At 45.3% G+C, this 11700-nt stretch carries 12 protein-coding genes; 4 read left to right on the forward strand and 8 right to left on the reverse strand.

Going from position 1 to position 11700, the window contains the following annotated elements; genetic code table 11:
• Nucleotides 1-83: 83 nt before the first annotated feature.
• Nucleotides 84-1928, reverse strand: coding sequence for a DUF885 domain-containing protein (locus RJ41_RS07185; RefSeq protein WP_039218747.1), 1845 nt, complete (start codon nt 1926-1928; stop codon nt 84-86).
• A gap of 235 nt (nt 1929-2163) precedes the next feature.
• Nucleotides 2164-2805 (reverse strand): glutathione S-transferase family protein, encoded by a 642-nt coding sequence (locus tag RJ41_RS07190; RefSeq protein ID WP_039218749.1) that lies wholly within the window; start codon nt 2803-2805, stop codon nt 2164-2166.
• A 419-nt stretch (nt 2806-3224) separates the two neighbouring features.
• On the opposite strand from RJ41_RS07190, the gene sodC reads away from it, so the two are divergent.
• Nucleotides 3225-3770 carry a superoxide dismutase family protein gene (sodC, locus tag RJ41_RS07195; RefSeq protein ID WP_039218751.1) on the forward strand — a complete coding sequence of 182 codons (546 nt, stop codon included), beginning with the start codon at nt 3225-3227 and terminating at the stop codon, nt 3768-3770.
• Nucleotides 3771-3924: 154 nt separating this feature from the next.
• Here the strand turns inward: sodC and RJ41_RS07200 are convergent, their stop codons facing one another.
• A complete protein-coding gene (locus RJ41_RS07200; RefSeq protein WP_039218753.1) occupies nt 3925-4359 on the reverse strand; it encodes an OsmC family protein in 435 nt (144 codons plus the stop codon).
• 430 nt (nt 4360-4789) lie between these two features.
• On the opposite strand from RJ41_RS07200, the gene msrA reads away from it, so the two are divergent.
• On the forward strand, nt 4790-5401 hold the full coding sequence (gene msrA, locus RJ41_RS07205; RefSeq protein ID WP_014950475.1) for a peptide-methionine (S)-S-oxide reductase MsrA: 612 nt from the start codon (nt 4790-4792) through the stop codon (nt 5399-5401).
• 28 nt (nt 5402-5429) lie between these two features.
• Here the strand turns inward: msrA and RJ41_RS07210 are convergent, their stop codons facing one another.
• Genes RJ41_RS07210 through RJ41_RS07220 form a run of 3 tightly spaced genes read right to left on the reverse strand, consistent with a single transcriptional unit; the run spans nt 5430 to nt 6971 of the window.
• The gene (locus tag RJ41_RS07210; protein ID WP_014950476.1) at nt 5430-5771 is read right to left on the reverse strand and encodes an AzlD domain-containing protein; all 342 of its coding nucleotides are present in this window, start codon (nt 5769-5771) and stop codon (nt 5430-5432) included.
• Nucleotides 5761-6483: an AzlC family ABC transporter permease gene (locus RJ41_RS07215; protein ID WP_039218755.1), complete on the reverse strand. Its 723-nt coding sequence runs from the start codon at nt 6481-6483 to the stop codon at nt 5761-5763. The genes RJ41_RS07210 and RJ41_RS07215 overlap by 11 nt, the downstream gene beginning before the upstream one ends.
• A complete protein-coding gene (locus RJ41_RS07220; RefSeq protein ID WP_080589203.1) occupies nt 6480-6971 on the reverse strand; it encodes a helix-turn-helix domain-containing protein in 492 nt (163 codons plus the stop codon). Before RJ41_RS07220 ends, RJ41_RS07215 begins: the two co-directional genes overlap by 4 nt.
• A 663-nt stretch (nt 6972-7634) precedes the next feature.
• On the opposite strand from RJ41_RS07220, the gene RJ41_RS07225 reads away from it, so the two are divergent.
• The gene (locus tag RJ41_RS07225) at nt 7635-8894 is read left to right on the forward strand and encodes an MFS transporter (RefSeq protein ID WP_039218756.1); all 1260 of its coding nucleotides are present in this window, start codon (nt 7635-7637) and stop codon (nt 8892-8894) included.
• A 60-nt stretch (nt 8895-8954) separates the two neighbouring features.
• On the opposite strand, the gene RJ41_RS07230 is transcribed toward RJ41_RS07225, so the two are convergent.
• Nucleotides 8955-9308 carry an RNA recognition motif domain-containing protein gene (locus RJ41_RS07230; RefSeq protein WP_039218757.1) on the reverse strand — a complete coding sequence of 118 codons (354 nt, stop codon included), beginning with the start codon at nt 9306-9308 and terminating at the stop codon, nt 8955-8957.
• 116 nt (nt 9309-9424) lie between these two features.
• Nucleotides 9425-10405, reverse strand: coding sequence for a GlxA family transcriptional regulator (locus RJ41_RS07235; RefSeq protein WP_039219177.1), 981 nt, complete (start codon nt 10403-10405; stop codon nt 9425-9427).
• 139 nt (nt 10406-10544) lie between these two features.
• Here RJ41_RS07235 and RJ41_RS07240 point away from each other — a divergent pair, with 139 nt between their 5' ends.
• Nucleotides 10545-11699: an acyl-CoA dehydrogenase family protein gene (locus RJ41_RS07240; protein ID WP_039218759.1), complete on the forward strand. Its 1155-nt coding sequence runs from the start codon at nt 10545-10547 to the stop codon at nt 11697-11699.
• Nucleotide 11700: the final 1 nt, after the last annotated feature.

Consider the following 11700-nt stretch of genomic DNA (forward strand, 5'->3'; position numbering starts at 1 on the left):
CTTTACGTCAAATATCGGCTTTTTACTGTTCTTAACTTAACGCAGTTTGCACTTTAAAAAGTTTAAGTAAGAGGTTTTAGTCCTTAACTTTTTTGACTAGCGATCCAGCGATCTATTTTCTGCTCAAGAATAGCAAGTGGAATGCCGCCCGTGTTTAACACTTGTGCGTGAAACTCACGGATATCGAAATTATCACCTAATGCCTTCTCTGCACGCGCACGCAATTCTTGAATTTTAAGCGCGCCCACTTTGTAAGATAGCGCTTGCGACGGGATCGCAATATAACGCTCTACCTCGGCCACAACTTCTGTGCGGGTCATGCCTGAGTTATCAAGCATAAAGTCGATAGCTTGTTCGCGGGTCCAACCTTTCGCGTGAATCCCTGTATCTACCACTAAACGCATGGCGCGCAGCTGTTCATCTTGAAGCGTGCCATAACGGTTCCATGGATCGTCAAAGAAACCCATTTCATAACCCAAAGTTTCTGAATATAGCGCCCAACCTTCGCCGAAGGCTGGTAGGAAGCTAAAGCGCATAAAAGACGGTAGCGCTTCATTTTCTTGCGCTAGACTCACTTGGAAATGGTGACCTGGAGCGCCTTCGTGTAGGTACAAGGTAACGTTACCGGTAGTTAAGCGGCTAGGCAAATCGTAGGCATTAAAGTAGAAAGTACCTGGACGAGAGCCGTCTGGCGTGCCCGGCTGATAAGAACCACCCGCACTGAATTGCTCGATAGCAGGGTCGTACGGCTTAATTTCTAACTCAGACTTAGGCAATAGTGAGAAGTATTGATCAATTTTCTCATCGACCTCACGGCCAATATCATAATAGCTCTGCGTTAACGCCTCACGGCTTTCAGGCTTAAACTTAGGATCGGTGCGCACATAGTCGAAGAATTCGTTTAATGTCCCTTCAAACTTCACTTCGTCCTTAATTTCAAGCATGTCATTTTTAATACGCTTAACTTCTTTTAAACCAAGATTATGCAGTTCATCAGGGGTCATTGGCAGTGTGGTTGAACCTTCCACCATCAATTGATAAAGCTTTGCACCACCTTTCATATCGCTAAGGCCAATGCTTTCACGGGCAACAGGCAAATACTCATCGCGAAGGAAGTCGCGTATACGCGTGGTTGCATCGTAAATCTCTTGCGTCGCTTTCTCGTAGTCAGCGGTTAAACGGGCTTTTTCTTCGTCAGAGAAACTTTCTGGGAACATGGTAATTGGCCCCCAAAACTGTGACTCTTTAATGGGAATAGCCAGCTGAGTATCAAACTGCTTGATCACGCGATCGATAGTCAATTTAGTTTCCAGAACACCGCTTTCCATGCCCTCGCGGAACTTTCCGATAGCGCGGTCAGAAATAGCAATGTAATCCTTATGGCGAGATAAGTTATTTTCGTAATCTTCTACTGTTTTAAATGGCGCTGCGCCCTTTCCGCTTGCGAAGGTCGGGTAGAAGGTGTGGAACCCACTGAAGTGATTGATAGGACGCACTTCCGTTAATGCTTCAATCTCGTCGGTGGACATTTTTAGCGAGCGCTCTTCGTTGTATTTAAATACATCGTAGGCAAGCTTGTCGGTGTCGCTTAACTTACTGCGGTCGATTTGTTTAAGTTCAGACAAATTCAGCAGTGTCGCTGTTTTTCCCGCTAGAGCGTGAGAGTCTGTTAAAAAGTCGCCCATTCTGTCCGCGTAACGCATGTCGCCACGGAATATAGCCATAATTGGGTTTAGCTCAATATCACGCTGGTCAGCGGCTGCAAATAACGCAAAAAGTTTTTCGTGCTCAGACGCTTCTTTTGACACTGAAGTACTTTTTGATGAACTCTGCACATTTGCGTTGCCGTGTTCATGTGCCACTGCTGAGCTAAGGCCCAGTGCCATGGTTACTGCACTACTTACAAGTAGTGTTTTGAATGCTTTCATTTTTTGTTCCCTTGTTATTTCTTCGCTGTTTTTGCTTATATTTCGCAAAAAAAAGCGCTGTCGTTATGTGTTTTCTTGATTCTATATACCGCGTGACAAGCGCATTTAAACCTAATAATGCGTACCTGACGCCAGATATCAGGCATACCGGCTGTACAATGCAATTCAACGTTTACTTAATTAGCCACATCTTTACACGGTATCTATTCATTTAAGGTTTTTCAGGATGCACTGTTTATTCAGGCAAATGAGCCATCTCTTTTTGCCACGCCCTTTCATACGCTTCACGGCCTAACACACGTTGAGCGTACGCGGCTACATTGTCTATTTTACCGTTCAAAGTAATATCTAATTTACTGCCCTTTGCCCACGCCAAAATATGACCGGCTATTATGTCGGCCATGGTAAACATGGTGCCGCATACAAATTCTTTATCGCCCAGCATAGAAGAAAATACGGGCAACACGCGCTTAAACTCCCACACCGCTACATCACGCATTTGTTCAAGTCTTTGCTCTTTAGGCAACGCAAAGGTGTGCTTTGCTAAATTCCAAATCGGTTGCTCTAACTCATTGGTAAGAAACAACATCATTTCTTCATATTTGGCTCGCTCGAAGCTACCAGGCTCTGGAATGAATTCATGCATGCCGTGACGTTCAGCTAAAAAAGTGACGATAGCCGCCGATTCCGTCAAGGTACCTTCTGGCGTCGAAAGCGCTGGGATTTTAGAGGCAGGACTGATGGCTTTAAATTCTTCTGACAGGTGTTGCCCCTGTTTTAAGTCAACTAAGCTGTACTCAAAAGGTAAACCTAGCTCTTCCAGTGCCCATGCCACGCGAACCGAGCGAGTTTTCGGATATCCGTAAAGTGTATACATACCTATGCCCTTGCTTATGTAATGTGAGCTAACTGTAAGTCGAATAGGAAAAAAGTGCTACTGCCATATTGTTACTGAGTTTTAACACTGTAACTTCTGTATGACAGTACCGCCTACTTATGGAGAGGCTGCATATCCAAAGACCATATAAAGAGGCTACCTTCAAAAAGAGTGAAAATCATAAGGAAAAGCCAAAAAGATAAGGTAATGGTCGGTAACTTTTTCACGTAACCAATATAATGATTTCCGTAAATGCCAGTAACTATGCGCTAACACACAACTCGGTTGTCGCTTCAACGCCCTAGTATTCCTAGTCTTGCGTAGTATCCCTGAGTTATGCGCCACAATGGTTCACTTTATGCTCATCTCACTTCAATGCTTTTAACAAATTCGTTAATAATTGAGTGAAGGAGAACACGATGAAGAAACGTTTATTATCTACCTTAGCAGGCTCACTGACATTAATGTTAAGTGCGAGCAGTTTCGCAGGCCATCATGATAGCGATGGAAAAGAAGTGATAATGAATAACCTGGAAACAGGGATGAGCATGGGCTCAGTAATGGTGAGCAGTTATGATGATGACGGTGTAGTATTTACGCCAAACCTGTCAGGGTTAACCTCGGGCATTCATGGTTTTCATGTTCATCAAAATGGTGATTGTTCACCAGCAGTGACAGATGGAAAAAAAGTGTTGGGCGGCGCAGCGGGCGGCCATTTCGATCCAGAAGATACCGGTAAACACCGTGCTCCTTGGTCTGAAAAGGGTCACGAGGGCGATCTACCCGTGCTTTATGTTGATGAAAATGGAAACGCAACCCAGCCTATCTTTGCACCAGAGCTTGAGTTAGATGATATTGAAGGCCGCGCCTTAATGATTCACGCAGGTGGCGACAATTACTCTGATTCACCTAAAAAGTTAGGTGGCGGTGGTGACCGCGTAGCATGTGGCGTAATTGGGAAATAAACTAACGCCACCTCATGTTATGCAATCAACATTTTATACAAAAAAGCGGCTTCAAAAGCCGCTTTTTTATGCACACTGATAAAAACAACCTGCCTGCTGTTGTCTAACAAAGCGAGTCCTATCTTTCGATAAGGATAGTAATAGCCTTTATCCCTTATTCGATATTCAATCGGTATTCCAATGTGATGTTGGCATTAAGAAGTTGAGATACTGGGCAATTTTCTTTTGCTTCCTGTGCAATTTTCTCAAACTCATCTTCGGTAATCCCTTCAACTTCAGCATCTAAGCTTAGTGCCGATTGAGTTATTTCAAAGCCGTCATCGTTTTTCTCTAAACTGATTTTTGCTGTGGTATTTAACTCGCCGTCATCGTATCCCGCGTCTGAAAGCGCAAAAGAAAGTGCCATGGTGAAGCAACTCGCATGCGCCGCACCAATTAATTCCTCGGGGTTGGTTCCCTTTTCATCTTCAAACCGCGTGTTAAAACCATAAGGCTGGTTCGATAAAGCACCGGTTTGTGTAGAAATGCTCCCCTTTCCCTTTTTACCTAGCGGCTTGTAAACTGCACTACCTGATTTGACTATCGACATATCATCTTTCCTTTCATTTTAACTAAACTGATTTTCATGTAGTTGGATAAGATGCAAGTGCTCTGCCGATCATAAGAAATCGCTCTATCCCTTGTCATAGCGGCTTTACAGCCTCATCTTGTAAATGATGGAATCAGAGACAGTTCCCTTTTTGAATGAAGACTACAGAGTGAGATGAAAATTTTACTTACATCCTTTTAGTCTTTTTCAGTACCTATGCTTTCGCGCCAAGCCTCAAGCTTCGCAATGTGCGCTTAGAAAAAATGTACGCTTGTAAAACAAAAATGGAATTAACTCGCTGCACCGCGATGAAATTAATTTCAGCTTAAACCGTTCTTTATTTGTTAACCGTATATCTTCGCAGGCTGGGGTCTGACGAATTAAACGCGAAGGTCGCTACAACGTCAAACCAACACATAAAAGGTGAATGATGAAATTAACACTTTCTGCAGTTTTTATTAGCACAGCGTTGAGCGCTTCGGTTTTTACGCCATCAACAAGTGCCGACGAGGCCATACTAGCTGGGGGCTGCTTTTGGTGCATGGAGTCTGATTTTGAAAAGCTAGACGGGGTTACTGATGTGGTGTCGGGGTTCACTGGCGGAAGCGCGCCAAATCCGACTTATAATGGCAATCACAAGGGACACTTTGAGGCGGTAAAGATCACCTACGACGGCGATATGCTTTCTTATAATGATATTCTCGATCATTTTTGGGTGAACATTGACCCTTTCGATGACCGAGGTCAGTTTTGTGATAAGGGACCCAGTTACTTAAGCGCCATCTTTGTAGCAAACGATAAAGAACGTGCTATAGCAGAAAAAACAAAAGCTGACGTGGTAGCCCAATTTCCCAATAAAAAGGTGGTAACGCCCATACTCGATGCTTCTACCTTTTATCCGATAAAAGGCGACGAAATTGGCCATCAAGATTTTTATAAAAAAAGTCCCGTTCGCTATAAGTTCTACCGATGGAACTGTGGGCGTGACCAGCGCTTGGAAGAAATTTGGGGCGAGAAAGCCTTGGGTAAGAATAAGTCTTAGCCCAGCAACTTAACATCTACGCCCAACGCTAAACCAAAGCGATACCAAAAGCCACACCAAAAGAAAGCACGCCGCAAAACACTGGCAGCCCTAAGCTTTTGAATTTGCGCCAAACAAGCACAGTGACAACAGTGCCTATTGCGGTTGCAATCCAACTCGCCGCTGACGGTGCTTTTGGAATAAGTGACGCTCCTAGCATAGCGGCAATCATTAACGGCCCTAACACGCTTAGCCACGTAGGTAAACGCGCCTCAGTGTTATTGGCCTTGTGTTTATTAAAGTGACGCTGAGTCCACAGCAACGGTACTACGCGCAATGCATATGTTCCGATGGCCGCTACAACAATAGCTATCCAAATATCAACGTGCATGAGATTGCTTCCTTTCAACGTGCGAGGTGAGAAGATAAAAGGTTATCGCACCGCATAGTGCTGCCAGTGGAATTGCAGCGTTTTTAAAGGCGCTGAGAGCCAAGAAGAGAGCCGCCGTCATTGTAACGAACAAGGTCGCGCTCCATAATTTACTTGAGAATTTAGGCGCGAGTAGCACAAGGAAAAGTGCGGGTAAGGCAAAGGGCATCACGCTGTCTAATATTGGCCATTGTTGGGTAAGGGAGTCTCCTGCGATACCGCCAAGCACCGTCCCTACGATCCAACTAAGCCACGCCACCATCGATACACCTTTAAACCAATCTACCTTTTTAGCATCGTCCATTAACGGCAAGCGAGTATGGGCTAGCGCAAAAATCTGGTCAGTAAGGCCGTGCATTAAATAGGGCCAAGCTTTACTTTGCGGTAAATAAGGCACCAAGTTGGGCGCATAAACCACATGACGCACATTAACTAATAACGTCATACAAACCGCTAGCCAAAGTGGCGCACCTGATGCCACCATGGCTACCAAAAGAAACTGCGACGCGCCTGCGTAAATGAATACGGAAATTAGCGTGGCTTCCAGCGTAGAAAAACCGGCTTGAACTGCGATCACGCCAAATGAAATGGCTACAGGAATGTAACCACCTAACAAAGGTAACCCGTCAATAACCCCTTGCTTAAGTCCACTTTTTGATGAAAGTTGGCTCATTCCTTTGCCTCTTTGTGATAAACGATTGTGATAAGACATGTCGCCCACTCGTCTCCCGTTTTGTATACGTGGGGCAAATCAGCGTTAAATGCTAGACTTTGACCCGGATGCAGCCATTGAGTATTTCCACTATTCCCAGCTTCCAGAGAGCCGCTAACAACGGTAATCGTTTCTTCTGTTCCTGTGGCGTGAGCTTCTGCCTCTCGAAAAGTATTGGGTGCAACCGACATCCAATAAGCATCAACGTTCGGGATACCTTGTCCTTGCTCAATTAAACGAACTTCTACGCCCTTTTCTCCAACGCTTGCGCTAAGAGGCTGAACTAGCTGACCGAACGGAACGTCTAGTTGTTTAGCTAACCGCCAAATGGTGTCTAGCGTCGGGTTGCCGTTGCCCTGCTCTAATCTTGAAAGGTTAGATTTAGCGATACCTGCCCCTGCTGCCAATTGCGACAGCGAGACACCTTTGTCTTGCCTGAGTTTCTGCAAATGCCTTCCGAGGATGTTGAGCGTTGATTGATTCACACCTTACCAACTCAATGTTGTTCCATTTAAAGAACGTTCTATATATAGAACACCTCAAAGTCAAGAAGTTTGTTTTCAATGGGGGTATGGATACGGCGTTGTGCTCACGCCACGACTGGAATACGTGACAAATGTTAAAAGATGACAAAGGGATGAACTAAAAGGTAACCAATATTTGTGCACAGAAAACAGTCATCTTCGATTTTCTTAAACGCCCATTCGACTTTCTAACGCAAAAGGTCCGACGTAATTTATTAACAAAAGCACTACATTTAAATCGCTGAATTGATTAAGAAACCTTATCAGTTACCGTTACTTGCTATCTGAGCGATGCTACGATCTCTTGCATTAAACGAATACGAAAAGCACGAACCTGTGGGCTGTTGATCATTGTTAAATATTACCGACGGTTGCTAAATATTATCGATGATAAGGGCGACTATTCGAAGAGAACCGGCAAACATTCCGTTGAGCCGGTTTTTGCGTTTCATCAAAGCGCTAGTCTGCTGAGTGTCTTTTATCTTTGATGACACACAGACATTGTAAAAATGCACAGCAAAGCTCAACAGACCCTCGCTAAAACAGCCACTAAGTACGTGATTGAACTCAATGAACAAAAGGACGTTTATGACGAATCAAACTGACAAGATTCTTTCTGACCAAGCCTCTTCAAAGCAGGCCTATTCAGAGCAGCACTCAGCGTTGGGTGAATACTCACTGGCCACTATAACCTTTTGGCTGGCTTTCGGAACCTTTGTGATTGGTTGCAGTGAATTTGCGGCAATGGGTTTATTACCTTACTTTGCAGAAGACTTTGGCATTACTGAAAATGTCGCTGGTCACGCAATTAGTGCTTATGCCATTGGTGTTGTAGTGGGCGCGCCGCTTATCACTGTCTTTTTTTCCAGGCTTGCAAGACGCACCATGCTTATTTCAATGATGGTATTCTATGCTGGCGGAAACTTGCTAACAGCACTAGCGTGGTCAGAATGGACAATGAACATAGCGCGCTTTATTGCTGGCCTACCTCATGGCGCTTACTTCGGCATTGCCATGCTCTTTGCTGCAGACATCGCCGGTAAGAATAAACGGGCGCAAGCGGTCAGTAACGTCATTTTAGGCTTGGCTATTGCCAATATTATTGGTGTGCCGTCAATTAGCGGTATTGGGCAAATGTTCGGATGGCGAACTGGCTTCTTTATTATTTCAGCCTTTGCGTTAGTGACTGCGTTAATGGTTTGGAAAACCGCACCGTACCGCGGCCCTAATCCAGATGCCAAACCGCTAACCGAGCTTAAAGCTCTGAAAAACAAAGACGTGCTGCTGGTACTACTTATGGGCGCGATTGGCTTTGGTGGCATGTTCTCGGTGTATTCTTACTTTAGTGCCTCTTACCTCAATACAACCTCTTCACCTGAGTGGGGGATCTCGGTCACATTGCTTATCTATGGCATAGGTGTAACCTTGGGCAACATTATTGCAGGCCGCTATTCTGAAGGCAGGCTACTGACTTCAGCGATTACATTTCAGATTTTACTGGGTCTATCAGCTGCAGCTTACGCCGCGTCGATGGGGAATCCATACTTAATGGCAGTATCACTGTTTTTCATTGGTATCGGTGGTGGCATGGTGGTGCCGCTGCAAACAAGGCTTATGGACGTCGCTGGCGAGGCTCAGACTCTAGCTGGCGCAATGAACCATGCGGCTTTTAACACCGCTAATGCGCTTGGCCCCTGGTTGGCAGGAATGACACTGTCAGCGGGTTATGGCTATACATCAACGGGTTGGGTAGGCCTAGCGCTTGCCGGTGGTGGTGTACTGGTGTGGCTGGCCATTGTTATGACTGCTCGCAATACTCAAGTACAAACAGCAACCGTATCTGGTTAAATGAAGGTCTAGCGCTGACAACTTTCGTTGTCAGCGCTTGTTAATTATGTACCCTCGGTATTACTCGGCGTCGTTTTCACGCTCAGAGCTATTGCGAGAAGCACTTCCCCATACATCTTCGGGAATGTCTCTTTTAGGCGCTGGCGCACTGGCTATCGCTTCAGCCTGCTTCTTCTCTTGATTTGACCACTTAACACGAATTTTCTTACCGTTTATGACTTTCGCATTGAGCGCTTCAATCGCGTTGTCGGTTTCGTCTTGTGTACTCATTTCAACGAAACCAAAGCCTTTGGATAAGCCAGAAGCCTCATCCATCACCAAGTCGCACGACGCTATGGTGCCAAACTCGAAAAACAAGTCTTCAAGGTCTTCTTTTGTAAACGTCTTTGGTAAGTTTCGAACTAATATACTCAAGGTAATGGCTCTGCTTTAAGGTGGTTTGCACTACACCTATTGTAGCACGCAGCAGCATGTTGAATAGGGGTATTAACCGCTTAACGCTTATTACTGAACAAGCGCCCTAAACTTCGTTAACGCCTATTTGTTGTTTGCTGATAAGTATCTCGCCAGCATGAAACATTCATTCCAAAAGTTCGTTTAAAAAGCCTATTGAAATGCCCGGGATCTTGATAGCCCACTGCCCATGCAATTTCTTCTGCACTCTTATCGCTGTGTTTAAGAAACTCTTTACCCTGTTCTATTCTAAGTTGTTGAATGTAACCAAGGGGAGTTTCCCCCGTAGCCTCTTTAAACCTGCGTTTAAAGGTGCGTTCGGTCATATTGATGCGCGCCGCCATTTCACCAATAGTCACTTTTTCCGCAAAGTGTATCTCTAACCACTGCTGAATATTTAAAATATCGTCGTCTTGATGATAGGTTTGGTGGTTGAGCGACGTTGCTTCTGACGTTACACCACGGCGAAAGTCGACCAGAAACGCCTGCTCTATAGCCTCCCCCACAGCTTTGCACGACAAACGCGATATTAGAAAAACAATTATTTCTAAAGCAGCATTTAGCCCTGCAGAACAATACAGTTCGCCCGTGGCAGTAATGAATCTATCAGATCTAAGGTTCACTTTGGGAAAAGCTCGCGCAAAGTGTGATTGTTTATGCCAGTGAGTGGTGCCCATTCTCTCGTTTAGCAGCCCTGCCTGTGCGAGAAAAAAAGCGCCGGTGGCTGCCGCCATTATTGGAATACCTTTGCCATGCCACTGCCTTAGCTTTGGGTATAGAGCGGCTTGCTGTACCAGTAATGGTTCCATGTCACCCCACACACTGTGCAGTATTACCAAATCAGTCTCATCAATATCCGCCAACGCGCAGTCTGGGGTAATCGCAAGGCCACTAAACGTTGTCGTTGGATTACCGTCTATTGTCACTAGCTTTACCGTTATCGCGTTTCCCAGCAGTTTATGCTGAAGGTCTGACGCAAATTTTAGCACGTCATGGGTTAAGCCCATGCTAAGCCCCATGGTGTTTTCGCTGGCATATAAGGTTACGTGTTTAAGCATGGTCTTTCCCTTTTCAAGCTCGCTATTTTGATTTCGCCACTTTGGCCCGATTGGCCAATCAAATGTCCCAACCCACACTGTTAACATTATTTTCACAAAATTACTATGAAGTCAGTCACAATTTCGTAGAGATAGAAAAATGCAATTTACTGAAGAGCACAACGCGCTTAGAAAAACCGTTCACGATTTTGTAAATCAAGAGATGGACCCGTTCATTGACGAATGGGAGCACGAAGGCATTGCTCCCCTTCATAGCTTGTTTAAAAAGATGGGGAATTTGGGCCTTTTAGGTATTCAAAAGCCTGAGGCCTACGGCGGCGCTGGCTTAGATTACAGTTATAACCTGGTATTTGCTGAAGAAATAGGTCGAGCGTATGGCGGCTCTATTCCTATGGCTATCGGCGTTCAAACCGATATGGCCACCCCTGCCCTAGCCCGATTTGGCAGTGATGAACTAAAGCGTGAATTTTTAGCGCCCGCTATTACCGGCGACATGGTGGCATGTATTGGAGTGAGTGAACCAGGGGCGGGGTCAGATGTTGCAGGGTTAAAAACCACAGCCCGTACAGATGGTGACGACTTTATTATTAACGGCACGAAAATGTGGATAACGAATGCCACCCAAGCAGACTGGGTTTGCCTGCTAGCAAACACAAGCGACGGGCAAGTGCATGCTAATAAATCATTAATTATCGTCCCCCTTAACACCCCAGGCATAACCATTTCAAAGCCGTTAAACAAACTGGGGATGCGCGCCAGCGACACTGGCCAAATTTTCTTCGATGATGTGCGCGTTCCAAAGCGCTTTTTAATCGGAGATGAAAACAAAGGCTTCACTATGCAAATGATGCAATTCCAAGAAGAGCGCATGTATGCAGCAGCTAGTGCGCTGAAAGGAATGGAACGCATTATAAGCGACACCATCGAGTGGGCAAAAGACCGACACACATTTGGTCAGCCTGTTATCAACAACCAAGCCGTCCATTTCAAAATAGCTGAACTGCAAAGTGAAATTGAGGCCCTGCGCGCTTTAACTTGGCAGGCTTGTCAGGATCATATTGAAGGAAAAGATGCTACTTACTTGGCGTCAATTGCAAAACTGAAAAGCGGCCGATTGTGGCGACAAGTTACCGATGGCTGCCTTCAGTATTGGGGCGGTATGGGTTTTATGTGGGACAACCCTGTTGCGCGTGCATATCGCGATACCCGAATATTATCCATCGCTGGCGGAAGCGACGAAATGATGCTCGGCATTATTGCAAAGTACATGGACATTTTCCCGAAACGTAGATAGC

The sequence above is a fragment of the Alteromonas marina genome, assembly GCF_000808575.1.
GTDB classification, from domain to species: Bacteria; Pseudomonadota; Gammaproteobacteria; order Enterobacterales; family Alteromonadaceae; genus Alteromonas; species Alteromonas marina_A.

Bases quoted from the DNA above. Each gene is read 5' to 3' on its own strand.
- RJ41_RS07215 (WP_039218755.1), bottom strand. From the start codon at position 6,483: ATGAGCCAACTTTCATCAAAAAGTGGACTTAAGCAAGGGGTTATTGAC.
- RJ41_RS07225 (WP_039218756.1), top strand. From the start codon at position 7,635: ATGACGAATCAAACTGACAAGATTCTTTCTGACCAAGCCTCTTCAAAG.
- msrA (WP_014950475.1), top strand. From the start codon at position 4,790: ATGAAATTAACACTTTCTGCAGTTTTTATTAGCACAGCGTTGAGCGCT.
- RJ41_RS07240 (WP_039218759.1), top strand. From the start codon at position 10,545: ATGCAATTTACTGAAGAGCACAACGCGCTTAGAAAAACCGTTCACGAT.
- sodC (WP_039218751.1), top strand. From the start codon at position 3,225: ATGAAGAAACGTTTATTATCTACCTTAGCAGGCTCACTGACATTAATG.
- RJ41_RS07200 (WP_039218753.1), bottom strand. From the start codon at position 4,359: ATGTCGATAGTCAAATCAGGTAGTGCAGTTTACAAGCCGCTAGGTAAA.
- RJ41_RS07235 (WP_039219177.1), bottom strand. From the start codon at position 10,405: ATGCTTAAACACGTAACCTTATATGCCAGCGAAAACACCATGGGGCTT.
- RJ41_RS07190 (WP_039218749.1), bottom strand. From the start codon at position 2,805: ATGTATACACTTTACGGATATCCGAAAACTCGCTCGGTTCGCGTGGCA.
- RJ41_RS07185 (WP_039218747.1), bottom strand. From the start codon at position 1,928: ATGAAAGCATTCAAAACACTACTTGTAAGTAGTGCAGTAACCATGGCA.
- RJ41_RS07210 (WP_014950476.1), bottom strand. From the start codon at position 5,771: ATGCACGTTGATATTTGGATAGCTATTGTTGTAGCGGCCATCGGAACA.